The organism is Devosia sp. 919 (assembly GCF_013185965.1).
In the GTDB taxonomy this organism is placed as follows: domain Bacteria; phylum Pseudomonadota; class Alphaproteobacteria; order Rhizobiales; family Devosiaceae; genus Devosia.
The window spans coordinates 835,565-852,502 of the sequence record NZ_JABAOL010000001.1 but is presented as its reverse complement, the minus strand read 5'-3'; the positions used below and the strand labels follow the sequence as shown (position 1 = coordinate 852,502).

The window sequence follows — 16,938 nt, the reverse complement described above, 5'->3', positions numbered from 1 at the left end:
ATCTCCTCACCCGAGCTTGGTCAGGCTGAACACGACGCAGCCATTGGTGGCAAAGCGGCGCACGGAATAACGCCCAGGCGGCAGCGCAATGCGCCGTTCAAAGCGCCCTTGCGGCAGTTCCAGCCGATGGATCACCGCCGCACGCAGTTCGGGCGGCAAGGTCCGGCGGCCTGCCACTACCAGCGATCCGTCTTCGATGCCGGCTTCCACCTGTTCAGGATCGACACCCGGCAAGGCCACAAAGACCAGAACTTCGCGCTCGGTTTCCAGCACATCGATGGGCGGTTCCCAGCGCGGCTCGCGCGCGGCCGTCGCGGTCGAGATGCGAAAGAACTGGGATTGGATGCGTTCGGCGCGGGCCAGCGCCTCAAGCGCTTCGGAAAGCATCCAGTTGGGAGAGTCTGTTCTTGCCATTCGTGCTCTCCACGCGCTTGGCTTTGCCGGCACATCTAGGCTTGATGTCTGTCGGTGCGGCGGGAAGGCTTTGCCGGGTTCTTGGCGTGCCGCCGTCACACCGGACGGAGCGGGCCCACCCCATTGGGGTAGGCGGGCATTATTGCGGGCAATGCGCTCGTGCCCGGTCTGGTTCCGATCCTCGCTCGCCGCGCAGCACGCTGCCGGGCCCGCCAAAGTGCAGGAAAGAAGGGGTGCCCAAGGGGGTGGCCCCGGGCGTTCCCCCTACATGTTGGGTTCAGGGCTGCGCTTCGCCGCCCTCGATTTCACTGCGATCATGGTAAACATGATCTACCAGTCCCCAGTCGCGGGCTTGTTCGGGGGTCATGAAATTGTCGCGTTCGAGGGCCTTCTCCACTTCCTCATAGGTGCGGCCGCAATGCTTGGCATAAAGATTATGCATCCGCCGCTTAAGGCGCATGCTTTCCTCGGCATGCAGGAGAATGTCGGTGACCTTGCCCTGAAAGCCGCCGCTCGGCTGGTGCAGCATGATCGACGCATTGGGCAGGCAGATGCGGCTGCCCGGCGCGCCCGCCATCAAGAGGAACGATCCCGCGGACATCGCCATGCCCATGCACAGCGTTCCCACCGGCGCCTTGATGAACTGCATCGTGTCATACATCGCCATGGCCGAGGTCACCGCCCCACCGGGCGAGTTGATGTAGAGGTAGATCTCCTTTTTAGGGTTTTCCGCCTCAAGAAAGAGCAACTGCGCGCAGACCAGCGAGGCCATGTTGTCCTCGACTTCGCCATTGACGAAGATGATCCGCTCGCGCAGCAGGCGCGAATAGATATCAAACGATCTCTCGCCGCGGCTGGATTGTTCCACGACCATAGGGACGAGCTGCATCATGTCGCGCATCGGCGATCTCCGTTCGAACTTGCGGTTTGGCTAAGGTCAGGCGGCCAGCATCAGGGGGCCGCGCCGGTTATCATTGGCGCCGGCCGGGGCAAGCAGTGGGGCGTGGGTCAGGGTCAGCCAGGTTCCGCCTTCAGGGGTTGGGGTGAGCTCGAAGGTCACGAGGCTTTCCTCTGCCCCGAGGACGGCCCCCTGCCCCTGCTCGCGCCAGCGATAGGTGAGGGTACGGTTTTCCTCGGCGTTGACCACTGAAAGCTCCAGGCCCGGCGCAGGGCGCAGCCAGCGCTCCAGCAACACCGGGATGGTCAGCGCCCGCCACACCTGTTCAGGAGCGGCCTCGAGCGCGCATTCGAACACCAAGGCATCTGCATCGATCTTCACTGGTCCATCTCCTTGAGCACATCCTTGAGGGACTCGATGCGATCAGGCCAGAAGGCGCGATATCGAGCCAGCCATTGATGCAGTGGCGCCAAACCATCGGGTTCAACGCGGTAGTTGACGAAACGGCCCTCGCGCCGCTCGCTGATCAAACCCGCCTGACGCAGCACTGCCAGGTGCTGCGACATAGCGGGTTGGGATATCGCGAGGCCCTGTCTCAGTTCGGTCGCCGTCATTTCGGCGGCAGCAAGCCGCTCGAGCACACCACGACGGGTCGGATCAGCCAGGACCTTGAAGATATCCACGTCACTCATGTCCAACACATAAGCACAGACTTATGTGTCGCGGCAAGGTGGTGTTGTGGAGGGATTTGATGAAACTGCAATCCGGGTAGGCCGCCACGCCATACCCGGCAATCTCAGCGCAGCCAGCCCAGCCGGCTTTCCACCCGGCGAGCGCTGTCGCGCACCAGGGCGATGAGATCGGGGTCTTTTTGCTGCACTTTGTGTTCGGGTACCACGATCGACATGGTGGCGTGGCAGTGACCGCTCCGATCCAAGACGGGTGCGGCGATGCAGGCTACGGCATAATCGGACTCGCCGGCCTGGATGGAGAGGCCCTGCGCCAGCGCCTCATGGGCATTGTCGGCGAGCACCGCCGGGTCGGTTTCGGCCCGGCCGGTCGGGGACACGCGGGCGGAGCGCGCGAAGATGCCCAGCAGTTCGTCGCGTGGCAGGTGGCCGACCAGCAGCCTGCCCGAAGCGGTCCAGTTGAGCGGGCTGCGCGAGCCCACTCGAGAGCTGACATTGAACTGACCGGTGCCATCTTCCATGGCCAGCACCACCATCATGTCCTGGTCGCGGCCGCAGATCTGCACCGTCTCGCCCGACAGCCGCGCCAGTTCGTGCATCTCCTGGGTCGCCGCGCTCAGCAAATCGAGGCTGCGCGCATAGCTCAAGCCATAATGATACATCCGCGGGCCAAACCAGATCAGCCCGTTGCTGTCGCGGTCCAGCAGATCCTTGTCGACGAGATCGTCGATGATTGCATAAATGGTCGAGAGCGGCGCGCCGACCGCTCTCGCGATTTCGTAGGCAGTGGCGGATCGCTCGAGCTGCTGCAGATGATCAAAGATCTGCAGCGCCCGATCGATGCCGCTGGTGCGCGTACGGCGAACCGGCTCAGTTGCACTAAGGATGTCGCTCACTACTCTGTCCCGTCGTTCAACCGATGTGCCGCCCGTCTAGGCGTTTAGTCGAGCCACTTCAATATAGCAGCCTCTTGCGCACGCCAATGTTCATGGATTGGCGTGGCAATGATTTCATTGGAGCCGCGGGCCGCTTCGAGCTCTTCGACCAGCCGTTCGGCCACGACGGTTTCTTCATTGGGGTGCAGATTGCACGGGTCGAGGAAGAAGTGCCCATGCTCGGCTTCGTGGTCGCGCACGATGATGGGGCGCGGCCCGGTTGCTAGGGCGCGGGCAAGGTCCCAGGCCGTGATGCGTGCCAGTTCTGGATTGATCGTCACCTTAAGTCGATCCAGCGGATTGTCGGTGGGATCGGGCACAATGGTGGCGGTTACGCCGGCCTTGTCGGCCAGGGTTTCAAGCCAGAGATCGAGTGCGGCCTGTTCGCGCGCGCGGATGCCGTCGTGGTCGCGCACTTTCCAGGCTTCCAGAGCCGCGATGACGCCGGCAATGCCTTCCTTGCCCACCTTCATGCCCCGGCCGATGCCGCGGTTCTGCAGGTAGATGTTGCGGATCAATTCCTTGTCGCCGGCGCAGATACCCGAGGTCGGCCCACCCAGGAACTTGTGGCCCGAGTACAGCACCACATCAGCGCCATCGGCCAGGAACTTGCGCAGGTCGTATTCGGATGCGGCGTCGACGATCACCTTGACGCCGCGGGCATGGCAAATCTCGGCGAAGGTCTTGAGCGGGATCTGCGCGTAATCGACGACGTGGTGCGACACAACAAACACCGCAGCAACAGTCCGCTCGGTGATGGCGCCTTCAAGCTGATAGCCGTGGGCGCTGGTGGCCTGGCCGACCGGCACCACCTTGCCGCCGGCAATGCGAATGGCCTGTTCCACCGGCGCGCCATAGCTGACCATATGGCCGGTCTGGATCAGGACTTCATTCTTGAGGCTGCCCGCATCGGGAAGCTGCTCGATCGCCCAGAGATTGTCGCCCGTAATCGCGGCCGCCACAGCGAGACTGATCGCCGCCGAGCATGAAGCGGTGACAAAGCCGGCCTCGGCACCCGTCAGTTCGGCGATAGCGTCGCTGGCCCGTCGATGCAGGGCGCCCATTTCCACGAACTCGGTGAGGACGCGCGTAATGGCATCCACGGCTTGGGGAACGACGATCGAGGCGCCCAGGGAGGTCATGGTGCCCGAAACGTTGATCACCGGACGAAGTCCCAGCTGGCTGCGAATATCCTGTGTCATGCAAATAACTCTCGATTGATGGGCTGCCCGGTTGATGCGGCAGCGATTGGGTTGGGCCGGATCGGCTCAGTCAAAGGCGACGATGGCTTCGATTTCCACGGTGATCTGGTTGGGCAGCGAGCCAAAGCCCACGGCGGAGCGCGCATGCACCCCTTGCTCGCCGAACACTTCGATCATCAGATCCGAGCAGCCATTGATGACAGCGGGATGGGCCTCGAAATCGGGCGTCGCATTGACCATGCCGAGCAGCTTGACGATGCGGCGCACGCGCCCCAGATCGCCCAAGGCCGCCTGCATCACGGCAATCAGATTGATGCCGGTAAGGCGGGCATGGGCATAGGCCGCATCAACCGAAACATCGGCGCCCACCTTGCCGGTATGGAGCGTGCCGTCGGTCTCGGTTGGCCCCTGCCCTGACAGAAACAACAGCTTGCCATCGATCACATGGGTCACGAAATTGGCGATCGGCGAGGGCGCTGCGGGCAAGACGATCCCCAGCGCCTTGAGCCGCTCATAGGGGGACGCATCCGGGCGCGTGGCCAGCTCGGAAATGCTCATAAATGGAACTCCAACAAATACTATAGCTCGCCGTGGCGAATGCAGGCGACGTGATGATTGGCGCCGATATGCTCGACGGGCGGAACGACCCGCGCGCAAGCCTCGATGGCCATGGGGCAACGCGTGCGGAACACACAGCCCGAGGGTGGATTGATCGGCGAAGGAATATCGCCCTGCAGGGGCACATGGGTGCGCTTGCGGGTTGGATCGGGCACGGGAGCGGTCGCGAGCAAGGCCCGCGTATAGGGATGGCGCGGATGGGCGTAAACCTGGCGCGAGGGGCCGCGCTCCATCACCCGGCCGAGATACATCACCACGACTTCATCGCAGAGATATTCAACGACGCTTAGATCATGGGCAATGAACAGCATGGCCAGACCAAGCCGCTGCTGCAACTCGCTGAGCAGGTTCAGCACTTGCGCCTGCACCGAAACGTCGAGCGCGGAAACCGGCTCGTCGGCAACGATGAAATCGGGCTCAACTGCCAGGGCGCGGGCAATGCCGATGCGCTGGCGCTGGCCGCCTGAAAATTCATGCGGAAAGCGCCGGGAATAATCGGCTGGTAGGCCAACCAGGGTCAGCAATTCGGCAATGCGTTCACGCCGCTTGGTCCCGCGCGGATAACCGCGGGCATCAAGGGCTTCCCCGATGATGGCATCGATGCGCAACCGCGGATTGAGGCTCGAATAGGGGTCCTGGAAGACGATCTGCAGGCGCTTGCGCCACTCTTTCATCTCGCGGGGCTTGAGCGCAAAGATGTCGGTGCCATCAAAGATCGCCTGCCCGCTGGTGGGCTCAACGAGCCGCAGGATCGAGCGCCCGGCAGTGGTTTTGCCGGAGCCGCTTTCACCGACAAGACCCACGGTGGTGCCGCGCGCAATGTCAAAGCTCACATCTTCGACGGCATGGACGATCTGGCCGTTGCGGCCGCCAAAATGCTTGGTCAGCCCGCGCAGGCTCAGAAGGGGCTTGGTATCGACTGCCTCAATCATAGCTCATGGGTCCTGATGCAGCGCGAGAAGGTGTCTGGTCCTGCCGGGATCAAGGGCGGCAGGGCCGCTCGGCAGGCTGGGATGGCCATGGGGCAGCGCGGCTCGAAGGCACAGCCTGGCGGCAGATTGGTGATGGGGGGAACCGAGCCGGGAATGGAATACAGCGCCCGGCGCTCGCCGTCCTGCCCAAGGTCGCGTGTCGCATCGGGCGTGCAGGCCAGCAGTCCCTTGGTGTAGGGGTGCTTTTGGTGGGCGAACAGCGCATTGACTGGCGCTTGTTCCACCACGCGCCCGCCATACATGACCACGACGTCATGGGCGATCTCGGCTACCACACCAAGATTGTGGGTGATGAAGAGGATCGACATGCCGAACTGCGCCTGCAGGCGCTGCAGGAGATCGAGGATCTGCGCCTGGATGGTCACGTCGAGCGCGGTGGTCGGCTCGTCGGCGATCAGCAGCGAGGGGTCGCAGCTGAGCGCCATGGCGATCATCACGCGCTGGCGCATGCCGCCCGACATCTGGTGCGGGTAGTCATCCAGGCGCCGCGCCGCATCGGGGATCTCCACATGCTGGAGCATTTCGAGGGCCTTGGCCCGCGCCTCGCTGCGGCTCAGACGGGTATGGAGCGAGATCATCTCGCCGATCTGGTCGCCCACCGTATAAAGCGGGTTGAGCGAGGTCATCGGCTCCTGGAAGATCATCGCGATTTCGCTGCCCCGCATGGCGCGGAACTGGCTGGGCGCGAAACGCGCCAGATCGTGCACCTTCTCCTTGCGATCGCGGAACAGGATCTCGCCACCGGCAATGCGTCCCGGCTTGGCCAGCAAGCCCATGATCGACAGGCTGGTGACCGATTTGCCCGAGCCCGATTCCCCGACCACGGCGAGCGTCTTGCCGCGCTTGAGATCAAAGGTTACCCCGTCCACCGCCTTGGCGGTGGCGCGCTTGCTCTCGAACCAGGTCCGAAGGTCACGAACCGACAGGATGGTGTCTGCTGGCAGCGTTCCCGTCATGCAGTCCACCCGCAGCTGGGGCATTTGTGGCCCGGCGCTCCGGCGGGAATCGGGTGGTGGCGATGTGCAACCACGGCCTCGGCCCCCAGAATGGCGTAGCGTGGCTCAAAGGTCTGATGCAGCGTGCTCGTGGCGCCCTGGCTATCGGTCACCACCAGATCGCCATCGACGAGGTCGAACAAGGTGAACTCGGCCGGCTTGCCCTTGGCCAGCAGATTGTCGGCCGGCTTGCGGATCGCGCGCTTGGGCGCCGTGGACGAGGCGATGACCACATCCTCCATGCCCATGCCCAGCGAGAGCAGCTTGCTCATGGTGGTGGCGAGATCCCATACCGAAGTGTCGAGCGAGCGATTGTGCAGATCCGTGGAAATGGTGTTGGGCAGCAGACCCCGCTCGAGCGCGGCCTTGCCGACATCAAACGAGAACGACGCGCCGCCATGGCCGACATCGAGGATGATGCCGCGCTTGGCGGCGTCTTCGGCCAGCCGGAACAGATCATCGTCCTCGATGATCGAGCCGCCCTGCTTGCCGTTGAAGCAGTGGGTGACGATGTCGCCCTCGCTCAACAGGCCCAGCACGTCATCATAAAGCGGAGGGGGCTCGCCGACATGCACCATTACCGGCAGATCAAGCACGCGGCTCAGTTTTTTGGCCAGCTTGAGCGGCACCAGGTCCCAGCCGCCCGAGATCACCGCGCTGGCGCGAACCTTGATGCCAATGATGACGTCACGGTTTTCCCGGATCACGGCGATGGTGCGATCGAGATCGATCGAGCGCATGTCCTGCAGCTCGGTCACGCGGTTGCAGGCGACGAGGCCAATCGAGCCGAGATTGAGAAAGGCGTAGATGTTCTCGCGCGCCGGCTCGATGATGAATTCGCGAAGGCCATGGAAATTGGCTTCGCCGGCCGATCCCGCATCGACGATGGTGGTGACGCCACGCGCCGCGCCGCCCTGTTCGGGGCGAATGGAGATATCGGTGCCGCCATACCAGACATGGGCATGCAGATCGGTCCAGCCAGGTGAAATGAAGGCGCCGTTGGCGGCAACGGTCTTGGCGTTGTCAGCCGCCAGGCTCGCGCCGATATCGAGAATGGCCCCATCGGCGCCAACCAGCACATCGAGAACCGGCGGCAGTTCCGGCTGGGCGAAGCCGACGGGCTTGGCGCCCTTGATCAAGAGGTTCTGCGCTTGCGGTTTGAAACGGTTATCGAACATCAGACATCCTTGGCGAGGCGCGGATCAAGAAAATCGCGCAGACCATCGCCCACGAGTTGCAGTGAAAGTACGGTGAGGATGATGGCGCCGCCCGGGAACCACATGATCCAGGGGGCCTGTTCCAGATACTGGCGGCCTACGGAAATCATGGTGCCCCAGGTGGGGATATCGGGTGAAATGCCGACGCCCAGGAACGACAGCCCGGCTTCGGCGAGGATGGCATTGGCAAAGATGAAGGTTGCCTGCACCAGCAGGGGCGAGGTGACGTTGCGCAGGACGTGGCGCACCAGGGTAACATGCGTTGGCACGCCAAGTGCCCGCGCCGCTTCCACATAGGGCAGTTCGCGGATGACGAGCGTCGAGGCACGCACGACGCGAGCAAGCCGAGGCGCATAAACCACGCCAAGCGCGATTACCACATTGGTCGCCGACGCCCCCAGCGCCGCCACCAAGGCAATGGCGAGCAGGATATCGGGAAAGGCCATCATAGCGTCGATCAGGCGCGACACTGGCGTATCGAGCCTGCGGAAAAAGCCCGACATCAGCCCCAGGAACACCCCGATTACCGAGGCGAAAATCACCACGGCAAAGCCAACCGCGATCGAGGTGCGACCCGAATACAGCACGCGGGTAAGGATGTCGCGACCCAGATCGTCGGTGCCGAACAGATGCAGCCAGCTCGGTGGCTGCAGCCGGTTGCGCACTGACAATTGCGCGGGGTCATAGGGCGAAATAACCGGCGCCAGCAAAGCCAGCAGGATCATGGTGACGATAATCACCAAGCCCGCCAACGCCGTGGGGCGGCTGGCGATCTTCATCAGCAGATTGGGTTCGCGAAACCCGCTTTGTGCAACAGCAGCCATCAGTAACGCACCCGAGGGTCGACGAGGAGGTAGAGCATGTCGATGATGAAATTGACGAGGACATAAAGCCCGGCCACCACCAGCAGGGCACCCTGGATCAAGGGATAGTCGCGGCGCAGCACGGCTGAAACAATGAGGCTGCCCACGCCGGGCAGGCCGAACACGGTTTCAGTAACGATAGCGCCCGAGATCAGCAGGGCTGCGGTCAGGCCAATCACGGTTAGGATCGGGATCAGGGCGTTCTTGAGCGCATGCTTGACCACGACACGCCACTCGCTCATTCCCTTGGAGCGGGCGGTGCGCACATAATCATCGTTTAGGACATCGAGCATCGAGGCGCGGGTGAACCGGGTGATCAGCGCCGAGCTGATCAGGCCAAGGGTCGTCGCGGGCAGCACCAGGTGATGCATCCGTTCGCCAAAGCTGGCGCCAGGGCCGCCATAGCCGGAGGTATCGAACCACCCAAGCTGCACGGCAAAAACCTGCATGAAGATCAACCCGAGCCAGAAGCTGGGGACCGAGGCCGCGAACATGGCAAGTGCGGTTGCTGCCTGGTCAAACACCGAGCCGCGCCAATAGGCCGACAGCACGCCAACGGGCAAGGCGATCAGGGTCGCGATCAGCAGGGCAAATATCGTCAGGAAAAAGGTCGGTTCCGCGCGCTGCATCAGCGCTGTGGTCACCGGCATGTTGAGGAAGATGGACTGTCCGAAATCGCCGCGCAGTACGCCCCCGACATAGCTGATGAATTGCTGCGGAATGGAAGCATCTAGGCCAAGGCGCTGGCGCAGGCTGGCAATATCGGCTGCGGTTGCGTCGGGGCCGAGCATGACGGCTGCGGGATCGCCGGGCGTCACGCGCACAATGACAAACACGATGGTAACCACCAGCGCCATTACGACCAACATGCCGAATATGCGGTTGAGTGCGGAGCGGATCATGATGCTCTGGAAAATCCCCGTCGAAGCTGATGGACAAAAGGCCTGCCGCGACCGAAGACGCGACAGGCGGCACGAAGCCGGATAGGGACCTATTCGGTCAGATAGGCATTCCAGAAATAGGGCCATGGAGCGGGTGTTACGCCGTCGAGAGCCGGGTTCTGTGCGGCCAGGGCATTGAAGTTGCCGACCTTGTAGCCGGGTACTTCGTCATAGATGACCTTTTGGACCTCAACGAACAACTCGGCGCGCTTGGCCGGATCGCTTTCGGCATTAAAGGCTTCCAGGACCTTGTGCTTGGCATCGCTCACCCACCAGCCAGGGCCGGTGTCGGACATGATGCCCATCAGCGAAGGCTCGGGCAGGAACGGGCTGTGGGTGATGTAGACATCCCAAAGGGCCGGATCGGCGCGATTGGTGGTGAGCGTCGCCCACTCGACCACGTCCATTTGCACCTTGAAGCCGGCAGCTTCCAGGTAGGACTGGGCAACCAGTGCCATCTTGTAGTGGAACTCATACTGGCGGCTGGTCAGGATGCGCAGCGGCTTGGAGCCATCATAGCCGGCTTCCGCCAGCAGGGCCTTGGCTGTTTCGGTGTCGCCCATGGGCTTGTAGGCTTCGGTGCCAACATCGGAATGCCAGGCATAGCCTTCGGGATACCAGGCACCCTCGGCGGTGAAGAACTCGTCCGAACCAAAGGCGGCAAACAACATGTCCTCGGGCGCGAGCGCCGCCTGGATTGCCTTGCGCACCCGGATGTCGGAGGCGAGGCCTTCGGAATGGTTCATCATGAACACGGGCCAGCCGAATGGCGCAAAAACGACCGGTTCGGTGGCGCCACCGCTGATCTGGTCGAAAGCCTCGACCGGCAGTTGATCGACATAGTCGTACTGGCCAGCCACTGCCGCGCCGATGCGCGTGTTGGGATCGGGGACCGGCACGAAGCGGATTTCGTCGAGATACTGGTGCCGCGCACCGCCATAGCCATTGCCCTCGCCTTCAAGCGACTGGTAGCCGTCAAAGCGCACGAGCTGGATATACTGGTCAGGAACGCGCTGCTCGAGCTTGTAGGGACCGGTGCCGATGAAGCTTTCGAGCGGGTCCTGGCTGGCATTGGCCGCCGGAATGATGATTGCGGCCGCGTTGTTGAAGGCAAGGAGCGGCAGCAGTGGGGCGTAAGGCTTGCTCAGCGTGATAGTGACCGTGGCGTCGTCGGTTGCGGCGATGTCGGTGATGACTTCGGCTGCCTGCTTACCGCGGGTGGCAATCTTCATCCAGCGCTCAAGCGATGCGACCACATCGGCCGAGGTCATGACGCTGTCGTCGTGGAACTTGATGCCGGTGCGCAGCGGGATGGTATAAACGGTGCCGTCTTCCGAAATTTCGGGCATTGCTGCGGCGAGCAATGGGGTGGTGCCCCACTGGGCATCGAAGGTGTAGAGCGTTTCGAACATATGCTGGCTGACAATGCCGACCAAGTCGGCTGTCGAAGCCATCGGATCGAGCGTTGGCGGCTCCCCGATGGTTGCCACATCCACGATCCCGCCAGCCGTCTGGGCATAGGCCAGACCGTTGGCGGAACACAGGGCAACCAGGCTGGTCGCCAATGCTAGAGCAAAATGCCTCATTCCAATCCCTCCATGTTCCACAACAGTGGAACATATGTTGTTCTTACGGACTGATGGTTTCACTTCGAGCTAATTTGGTCAAGCGTCCGCGCAAAAAGAGGCTGGGCCGCTCCTGGGGGTGGGCAAAGGCTGCATTCCTGTCATGCTAGGCCTGAGGGCCTGCTGCTAAGCGCCGCGGGTGGCAACGTATCGCGCGGTTGAGCTTTGTAGTTGGCCAGCAAGAGATGGCATCAAGCCACTAGCAAAGGAGCCGCATGCAATGAGCGTTGGTTTAATCGGTCTGCTCGACGATATCGCCGGCATCGCCAAAGTGGCGGCGGCGTCACTCGATGATGTCGCGGGCATGGCGATGAAGGCCGGACTCAAGGCCAGCGGCGCCGTGATCGACGATGCGGCAGTTACTCCCAAATACCTCACCGGGTTTACCGCGGATCGTGAATTGCCGATCGTGGGCAAGATCGCGGGCGGCTCGATCAAGAACAAGCTGATCTTCCTGCTGCCGGCGGCCCTGATCCTGGGGACCTTCCTGCCCTGGGCCATCACGCCCCTGCTGATGCTGGGCGGCGCCTATCTTTGCTATGAAGGCGCCGAAAAAATCTGGCATCTGATGGCACCCAAAGCCGCCCATGCGCACGAAACTGGGCTGGAACCGGTGGCCCTTAGCCCCACCAACATGGAAGACACCAAGGTCGGCAGCGCCATCAAGACCGATTTCATCTTGTCCGCTGAGATCATGGCGATTGCTCTGGCCGAACTGCCAGGCGAAAGCTTTGTCACCCAAGCCATCGTGCTTTTCCTGGTGGCCGTCGGGATCACGGCTGCCGTTTATGGTGCGGTCGCGCTGATCGTGAAAGCCGACGATGCTGGCCTCTGGATGGCCCATCGCGGCGGCAGCTTCACTCGAGCTATCGGGCGTGCAATCGTCAAGGGCATGCCCTATTTCATGACCGGCCTGACCATTGTCGGCACTGCTGCCATGATCTGGGTGGGCGGCAGCATCATCGTGCATGGGGTGCACGATTTCGGGCTGCACGGGGTGGGCGACCTGATCCACGACGCAGCGGTGGCCGCGGCCGCGTCCCTTGGCGGCGTGGTCGGCTGGGTGGTCGAAACACTTGGCTATGCCATTGCCGGCCTGGTTGTGGGTGCAGTCGCGATCCCCGTCGTGGGCTATGTGATTTCCCCGCTCTGGACCCAGATCAAGAAGCTGCTCCCCGGCGCCAGGGCCGTGCGAGCCTAGTTCACGGGGATTACTTGCACCTGCTTGCGGCACACTCCTCATGTGCTAGGAAAGGAAGCAACGCCGTCTGTCTATTCAGCATTTCAGTCGCAGGGAGAAGATCTGCATGCACCCTGCGACTGCTGACTTGAACCGCCGGAGACTTCCCTCAGCACCCAAGAAGAGCATTGATCATGGAACGCGTCGGCATCGGCATCATTGGCACGGGCAAGATTTCCTCGGCCTATATCGAGGCCAGCAAGCACTTCCCCATCCTCGACATCGCCGCAGTGGCCGACCTCAATCCCGCGGTGGCCCAGGCCAAGGCGGATGAATATGGGCTGCGGGCCACGACGCTCGATGCCATTTTCACCGACCCCGCGGTCGACATCATACTCAACCTCACCATCCCCAAAGCCCATCTGGAAGTGGGCTTGCGGGCGCTGGGCGCGGGCAAGCATGTGTATTCGGAAAAGCCCCTGGGCATTTCCTTTGCCGAGGGCCAGCAGCTGGTTGCCGCCGCCCGCTCCAACAATCTGCGCCTTGGCTGCGCCCCCGACACCTTCCTTGGTGGTTCACACCAGACCGCCCGGGCCCTGGTGGACCAAGGCGTGCTCGGCACGCCAGTAGGCGGCACCGCATATTTCATGTGCCCGGGCCATGAGCGCTGGCACCCTAACCCCGCCTTTTATTATGAGGTTGGCGGCGGCCCCATGCTCGATATGGGGCCTTACTATATCACCGATCTGGTCAATCTCCTCGGCCCGGTAGCGCGCGTTGCCGGCGCTACCGCCACCCCGGTCAGCACCCGCACCATCACCGCCAAGGAGCGCGCCGGCGAGGTGATCCCCGTGCATGTGCCCACCCATGTGAGCGGCACGCTGATCTTCCAAAACGGGGCGGTGGTGCAGATCACCATGAGCTTTGACGTGGCTGGCCACCGCCATGTGCCGCTCGAGCTTTATGGCACCAATGCCACCCTGCTGGTGCCCGATCCCAATCATTTCGGCGGCCAGGTCGAGCTGTTGCGCAAGGGCGGGGAATGGGAAAATGTGGAGACGTCCCTTCCCTATGGCGAGGGCACCAATTACCGCTCCATTGGCTTGGCTGACATGGCGCATGCACTGCGCAGCAATCGGCCGCATCGCGCCAGCGGCGAATTGGCCCTGCATGTGCTCGAAGTGATGGAAGCCTTCGGCACTTCCATGGAGACCGGCCGGCATGTGGAAATGACCACCAGCGTGGAGCGACCGGCACCGATCAGCACTTCGCTCGCCGAGGGTCGCTTGGCTTAGCACACAAGCATCGAGGAGGATGCCGCTCCCCTAGCGCTGCTGCGCCAGACGCTGCCTAGGCGTAGCCGGCGAGCATTTGCGCGATGCGTCTGCGGATCCATGGCGATTGGCCCGCTACGGCAAGGAGGCGATCGCGCAGCCATCGCGGGGCTGGCGCTTGCAGGGTCGCCAGCTTCGTCAACCGACCCGTGCGGTTCAGGACCTGTTGTGCCATTGCCCGTCGTTGCCGGGCAAAATCGTCAAGCCCGGTGCCGCCCTGATGCAGGAAACCGGCCAAGGCGGAGGCCAGCGCTTCGGCATCGCGAAGTCCCAAGTTCATGCCCTGCCCGCCGGCCGGGCTATGGACATGGGCGGCATCGCCAACCAGGAGGAACGGGCCGGCGCGGAAACGATCGGCGAGCTTGTGGTGGACCTGGAAGCGCGAGCCCCAGATCACCTCATGAACCTTGACGCCACTGCTGGGACCGCGCAGCTCGAGCACACGCGTCACATCCGCGATGCTTGGCTGGGACGGCGCGTTTGCCAGTTGCGCGACCACCCGGAAGCGGGACCGGGACATGGGGGCAACAACCAGCGTGCCGCCTTGGGCAAAAAACAAGCTGACTTCGCTCGTCGCGATGGGCCAGTCCATGTGGACATCGGCCAGCAGGAACGAACCATAGGTCTCCCCCGGAAATCCAATGCCCGCCGCTGCGCGGACGAGGCTTTTCTCGCCATCGGCCCCGACGACGAACCGCGCCAAAACGTCCGCCTGGCCGGCTTTATCGTTGAAGGTGGCGAGGACCCTGTCCCCATCACGCACCAACTGGGTGACCTCCGCCGGTCGGCGCACGCAGTGGCCCAATTGTTCGAGCCGCGCGGTCAGGATCGCTTCGGTTTCGTCCTGCGGGATCATCAGCGCAAAGGGCGTCGGGCTGTCCAGCACCGAGAACTCGGCCTCGAGCAGCACCTTGTCGCGGTCGCGAACCTTGAATTGGGGCGCCTTGATGCCCTGGGCAATCAGCGGTTCGGCCACCCCGAGCCGCCCCAGGGTTTCCAGCGTTGCGGCGTGGATAACCGCGGCCCTGGAGGTGTTTTGCGCCTGCGGCAAGGCATCGACAATACGGAACTCCACGCCGGCTTGCGCCAGGCTGATGGCAGTGGCGAGGCCCGCCGGGCCGGCGCCGACGATCAGGGTGTTTATTGCTGTAGTCATAGCATTTCTCCCGTATGTAAACGCTTGCTTACATATGGATCACACGCTATGTCAACACTTGTTTACATGAGAAGGCATGATGGTCAGGAATTCTGAAGCCACTCAGGAGCGGCTGCTCGATGCAGCAAGGCGGCACTTTGCGGTGAACGGCTTCGAACGGACCACGGTCAGGGATATCGCAGCCGAAGCGGGAGTGAACGTGGCGCTGATCAGCCGCTATTTTGGCGGCAAGGACGAGTTGTTCGCCCGAGCCGTTGCTATCGATCTTGCACTGCCTGACCTCAGCGGGGTGCCAAAGGCCGAGATCGGCCGGCACTTGATCGAACACTTCTTCAAGCGCTGGGAAGGGCGAGAGGCGGACGACCTGCTCCGCGTGCTAGTCCGAACCGCTGCTACCAATAGCAGGGCCGCAGAAAAGATCCTCGCCATACTGCACGGCCAGATCCTGCCTCTGGTGGCGCGGCTTGCCGGCGAAAAGGGCGCGCAGCACCGCGCCAGCCTCATCGCTACACAAATCCTCGGCTTGGCTTATTGCCGTTACGTGCTGAACCTGGGCGATGATCAGCTCGACCCGGCGCAAGCGGTCGCAGCCATTGGCGCCACATTGCAGCGCTACCTGTTCGAGGATTCTTAGCAGCGGCGAATGCTCGCCCTTGCCGGGCCAACCGGAACGCGTTCGGGCGGTCACCGGATGATGCGACTTCCCGTGCCGCCGTCAAACAGGTGCAGAAGGCTGCTGTCAAAGGCAATGCCGATCCGTTCGCCGGGTTGTGCGCGGATCCGCTCGCGAAACACGCCAACGAGATCGTGCCCGCCCAGGTTAAGTGTAACCTGGGTTTCTGAGCCGGTCGGTTCGACCACGACCACCTCCGCCATGGTTCCAGCCGGATCGAGACGCAAATGCTCGGGACGCACGCCAAGGGTCATCGGGCCATCCTCTACCCCCGCCGGTAGCGCTCCCAAGTCGATAGTCGTTCCATCGGGGAAGCGAAAGGCGGAGCCGGCAAGCGAGCCGGCGATGATGTTCATTGCCGGAGAGCCAATAAAGCCGGCGACGAACAGATTGGCGGGATAATCATAGAGCTCCAGCGGCGTGCCGATCTGTTCGATATTGCCGGCATGCATGACCACGATGCGATCGGCCATGGTCATGGCTTCGATCTGGTCATGGGTGACATAAACGGTCGTCGTCTTGAGACGCTGGTGGTTCAGCTTGATCTCGCTGCGCATCTGCACGCGCAGCTTGGCATCGAGATTGCTCAAGGGCTCATCGAACAGGAAAAGCTGGGGACTGCGCACAATGGCCCGCCCCATCGCCACGCGCTGCCGCTGCCCGCCCGACAAATGGCGCGGATAGCGTTGCAGGTAGGGATCGAGGCCGAGCACGGTTGCAGCACTGGCCACCCGCTGCTTGATCTCGTCCCTCGGAACACGACCCAGCTTGAGCGAGAAGGCCATGTTCTCCTCGACGGTCATATGCGGGTAAAGCGCATAGGACTGGAAGACCATGGCGATATCGCGGTCCTTGGGCGCCAGGTCATTGACCACATTGCCGGCAATGGCGATCTCGCCCCCGGTGATGTCCTCGAGCCCGGCAATCATGCGCAACAGGGTGGATTTCCCGCATCCCGACGGGCCGACGAGAATTACGAACTCCCCGTCATTGATGTCGATGTTGACGCCATGGAGCACTTCGAGGCTGCCATAGTTTTTGCGAACGTCCCGGATCGTCACGGCGCCCATCTGTCCCTCCCAGATCGATGGTCAACGGTCACGAGCCAGCAGTTTCAAGACAGCTGGCCAAGGGCTGGCGCGTGTGGACACGCGTTCCGCCCTCCTCGACGAAACAGTGTCTGCACGCCTTGCCTGCAATCCTGTC

18 protein-coding genes are annotated in these 16,938 nt (G+C 62.7%); 3 read left to right on the top strand and 15 right to left on the bottom strand.

Annotated features, from left to right (window positions below):
• Positions 1 to 6: 6 nt before the first annotated feature.
• The 13 genes from HRQ64_RS04095 to HRQ64_RS04035 all read right to left on the bottom strand — a co-directional run bounded on the left by HRQ64_RS04095 (position 7) and on the right by HRQ64_RS04035 (position 11,350).
• A complete protein-coding gene (locus HRQ64_RS04095) occupies positions 7 to 414 on the bottom strand; it encodes an Hsp20/alpha crystallin family protein (protein WP_248305214.1) in 408 nt (135 codons plus the stop codon).
• Positions 415 to 691: 277 nt separating this feature from the next.
• Positions 692 to 1,315, bottom strand: a complete 624-nt coding sequence (locus tag HRQ64_RS04090) for an ATP-dependent Clp protease proteolytic subunit (protein WP_127751833.1) — start codon at positions 1,313 to 1,315, stop codon at positions 692 to 694.
• Between the two features lie 36 nt (positions 1,316 to 1,351).
• Positions 1,352 to 1,693 carry an SRPBCC domain-containing protein gene (locus HRQ64_RS04085; protein WP_172122277.1) on the bottom strand — a complete coding sequence of 114 codons (342 nt, stop codon included), beginning with the start codon at positions 1,691 to 1,693 and terminating at the stop codon, positions 1,352 to 1,354.
• Positions 1,690 to 2,004: a metalloregulator ArsR/SmtB family transcription factor gene (locus tag HRQ64_RS04080; RefSeq protein WP_127751831.1), complete on the bottom strand. Its 315-nt coding sequence runs from the start codon at positions 2,002 to 2,004 to the stop codon at positions 1,690 to 1,692. Before HRQ64_RS04080 ends, HRQ64_RS04085 begins: the two co-directional genes overlap by 4 nt.
• Before the next feature lie 104 nt (positions 2,005 to 2,108).
• Positions 2,109 to 2,897 carry an IclR family transcriptional regulator gene (locus HRQ64_RS04075; protein ID WP_172122275.1) on the bottom strand — a complete coding sequence of 263 codons (789 nt, stop codon included), beginning with the start codon at positions 2,895 to 2,897 and terminating at the stop codon, positions 2,109 to 2,111.
• A gap of 44 nt (positions 2,898 to 2,941) precedes the next feature.
• Complete coding sequence (locus tag HRQ64_RS04070) at positions 2,942 to 4,138, bottom strand: aminotransferase class V-fold PLP-dependent enzyme (RefSeq protein ID WP_172122273.1); 1,197 nt, start codon at positions 4,136 to 4,138, stop codon at positions 2,942 to 2,944.
• A 66-nt stretch (positions 4,139 to 4,204) separates the two neighbouring features.
• On the bottom strand, positions 4,205 to 4,696 hold the full coding sequence (locus HRQ64_RS04065; protein WP_127751828.1) for a RidA family protein: 492 nt from the start codon (positions 4,694 to 4,696) through the stop codon (positions 4,205 to 4,207).
• Positions 4,697 to 4,716: 20 nt separating this feature from the next.
• On the bottom strand, positions 4,717 to 5,688 hold the full coding sequence (locus HRQ64_RS04060) for an ABC transporter ATP-binding protein (RefSeq protein WP_172122271.1): 972 nt from the start codon (positions 5,686 to 5,688) through the stop codon (positions 4,717 to 4,719).
• Entirely contained in the window at positions 5,685 to 6,704 is a 1,020-nt protein-coding gene (locus HRQ64_RS04055) for an ABC transporter ATP-binding protein (RefSeq protein ID WP_127751826.1), read from the bottom strand. Before HRQ64_RS04055 ends, HRQ64_RS04060 begins: the two co-directional genes overlap by 4 nt.
• Complete coding sequence (locus tag HRQ64_RS04050; RefSeq protein WP_172122270.1) at positions 6,701 to 7,921, bottom strand: amidohydrolase/deacetylase family metallohydrolase; 1,221 nt, start codon at positions 7,919 to 7,921, stop codon at positions 6,701 to 6,703. Before HRQ64_RS04050 ends, HRQ64_RS04055 begins: the two co-directional genes overlap by 4 nt.
• Positions 7,921 to 8,739 carry an ABC transporter permease gene (locus HRQ64_RS04045; protein WP_248307232.1) on the bottom strand — a complete coding sequence of 273 codons (819 nt, stop codon included), beginning with the start codon at positions 8,737 to 8,739 and terminating at the stop codon, positions 7,921 to 7,923. Before HRQ64_RS04045 ends, HRQ64_RS04050 begins: the two co-directional genes overlap by 1 nt.
• 44 nt (positions 8,740 to 8,783) lie before the next feature.
• The gene (locus HRQ64_RS04040) at positions 8,784 to 9,725 is read right to left on the bottom strand and encodes an ABC transporter permease (protein WP_172122266.1); all 942 of its coding nucleotides are present in this window, start codon (positions 9,723 to 9,725) and stop codon (positions 8,784 to 8,786) included.
• A gap of 89 nt (positions 9,726 to 9,814) precedes the next feature.
• Positions 9,815 to 11,350 carry an ABC transporter substrate-binding protein gene (locus tag HRQ64_RS04035; RefSeq protein WP_127751823.1) on the bottom strand — a complete coding sequence of 512 codons (1,536 nt, stop codon included), beginning with the start codon at positions 11,348 to 11,350 and terminating at the stop codon, positions 9,815 to 9,817.
• 259 nt (positions 11,351 to 11,609) lie between these two features.
• On the opposite strand from HRQ64_RS04035, the gene HRQ64_RS04030 reads away from it, so the two are divergent.
• Both HRQ64_RS04030 and HRQ64_RS04025 read left to right on the top strand, forming a co-directional pair.
• Complete coding sequence (locus HRQ64_RS04030; protein WP_172122264.1) at positions 11,610 to 12,590, top strand: DUF808 domain-containing protein; 981 nt, start codon at positions 11,610 to 11,612, stop codon at positions 12,588 to 12,590.
• A gap of 173 nt (positions 12,591 to 12,763) precedes the next feature.
• A complete protein-coding gene (locus HRQ64_RS04025; protein WP_172122263.1) occupies positions 12,764 to 13,864 on the top strand; it encodes a Gfo/Idh/MocA family oxidoreductase in 1,101 nt (366 codons plus the stop codon).
• A gap of 55 nt (positions 13,865 to 13,919) precedes the next feature.
• On the opposite strand, the gene HRQ64_RS04020 is transcribed toward HRQ64_RS04025, so the two are convergent.
• A complete protein-coding gene (locus tag HRQ64_RS04020; RefSeq protein ID WP_172122261.1) occupies positions 13,920 to 15,059 on the bottom strand; it encodes an FAD-dependent monooxygenase in 1,140 nt (379 codons plus the stop codon).
• Between the two features lie 76 nt (positions 15,060 to 15,135).
• On the opposite strand from HRQ64_RS04020, the gene HRQ64_RS04015 reads away from it, so the two are divergent.
• On the top strand, positions 15,136 to 15,693 hold the full coding sequence (locus tag HRQ64_RS04015) for a TetR family transcriptional regulator (protein WP_172122259.1): 558 nt from the start codon (positions 15,136 to 15,138) through the stop codon (positions 15,691 to 15,693).
• 50 nt (positions 15,694 to 15,743) lie between these two features.
• Here the strand turns inward: HRQ64_RS04015 and ugpC are convergent, their stop codons facing one another.
• Entirely contained in the window at positions 15,744 to 16,802 is a 1,059-nt protein-coding gene (gene ugpC, locus HRQ64_RS04010; protein ID WP_172122257.1) for a sn-glycerol-3-phosphate ABC transporter ATP-binding protein UgpC, read from the bottom strand.
• Positions 16,803 to 16,938 lie beyond the last annotated feature (136 nt).

Excerpts from the sequence above, each read along its gene's own strand:
- HRQ64_RS04095 (WP_248305214.1), bottom strand. The coding sequence starts at position 414 with ATGGCAAGAACAGACTCTCCCAACTGGATGCTTTCCGAAGCGCTTGAG.
- HRQ64_RS04090 (WP_127751833.1), bottom strand. The coding sequence starts at position 1,315 with ATGCGCGACATGATGCAGCTCGTCCCTATGGTCGTGGAACAATCCAGC.
- HRQ64_RS04080 (WP_127751831.1), bottom strand. The coding sequence starts at position 2,004 with ATGAGTGACGTGGATATCTTCAAGGTCCTGGCTGATCCGACCCGTCGT.
- HRQ64_RS04070 (WP_172122273.1), bottom strand. The coding sequence starts at position 4,138 with ATGACACAGGATATTCGCAGCCAGCTGGGACTTCGTCCGGTGATCAAC.
- HRQ64_RS04065 (WP_127751828.1), bottom strand. The coding sequence starts at position 4,696 with ATGAGCATTTCCGAGCTGGCCACGCGCCCGGATGCGTCCCCCTATGAG.
- HRQ64_RS04060 (WP_172122271.1), bottom strand. The coding sequence starts at position 5,688 with ATGATTGAGGCAGTCGATACCAAGCCCCTTCTGAGCCTGCGCGGGCTG.
- HRQ64_RS04055 (WP_127751826.1), bottom strand. The coding sequence starts at position 6,704 with ATGACGGGAACGCTGCCAGCAGACACCATCCTGTCGGTTCGTGACCTT.
- HRQ64_RS04050 (WP_172122270.1), bottom strand. The coding sequence starts at position 7,921 with ATGTTCGATAACCGTTTCAAACCGCAAGCGCAGAACCTCTTGATCAAG.
- HRQ64_RS04045 (WP_248307232.1), bottom strand. The coding sequence starts at position 8,739 with ATGAAGATCGCCAGCCGCCCCACGGCGTTGGCGGGCTTGGTGATTATC.
- HRQ64_RS04040 (WP_172122266.1), bottom strand. The coding sequence starts at position 9,725 with ATGATCCGCTCCGCACTCAACCGCATATTCGGCATGTTGGTCGTAATG.
- HRQ64_RS04035 (WP_127751823.1), bottom strand. The coding sequence starts at position 11,350 with ATGAGGCATTTTGCTCTAGCATTGGCGACCAGCCTGGTTGCCCTGTGT.
- HRQ64_RS04030 (WP_172122264.1), top strand. The coding sequence starts at position 11,610 with ATGAGCGTTGGTTTAATCGGTCTGCTCGACGATATCGCCGGCATCGCC.
- HRQ64_RS04025 (WP_172122263.1), top strand. The coding sequence starts at position 12,764 with ATGGAACGCGTCGGCATCGGCATCATTGGCACGGGCAAGATTTCCTCG.
- HRQ64_RS04020 (WP_172122261.1), bottom strand. The coding sequence starts at position 15,059 with ATGACTACAGCAATAAACACCCTGATCGTCGGCGCCGGCCCGGCGGGC.
- HRQ64_RS04015 (WP_172122259.1), top strand. The coding sequence starts at position 15,136 with ATGATGGTCAGGAATTCTGAAGCCACTCAGGAGCGGCTGCTCGATGCA.
- ugpC (WP_172122257.1), bottom strand. The coding sequence starts at position 16,802 with ATGGGCGCCGTGACGATCCGGGACGTTCGCAAAAACTATGGCAGCCTC.